General features: G+C 43.2%; 1 protein-coding gene. It reads left to right on the top strand.

Annotated elements, in window-relative coordinates; translation table 11 throughout:
* Positions 1-424 (top strand): transposase (locus tag WFZ85_RS16090; protein WP_342697269.1); only part of this gene is annotated, 424 nt, incomplete at both ends.

Here is a 424-nt window from a genome sequence, read left to right as displayed (position 1 = left end):
TAGTGGCCCATCCAGATCAAGGCAAAAGCAACGAAAATGGCACACAACCCGAGTATTTAGTATCCAAGTTCATTTACAACAAAGAAGCAAACACCTATACCTGTCCACAAGGACAAACCCTCACCACTACAGGTAGCTGGCACAAAAAAACGGGTCGCACCGAAGAAAGCGGTTATATGTACCAAAAATACCGCACACCAGCCTGCAAAACCTGCCCAGTAAAAGACCAATGCACCAGCCGAAAAGGCGGACGAGAGATTGATAGAAGCCAATATGCCGATGCCGTAGAAGAAAATCACCAGCGATACAAAGACAATCCACAACTATACCGCAAAAGGCAAGAAATTAATGAGCACATTTTTGGCACAATAAAGCGAAAATGGGGATACAACTACACCGATTTAATAGGATTAGAAAAAGTAAA

This window comes from Flavobacterium aureirubrum (genome assembly GCF_038739835.1).
GTDB lineage: Bacteria > Bacteroidota > Bacteroidia > Flavobacteriales > Flavobacteriaceae > Flavobacterium > Flavobacterium aureirubrum.
The sequence above is the reverse complement of the archived record's forward strand: the minus strand, read 5'-3'. Positions and strand labels throughout refer to the sequence as shown.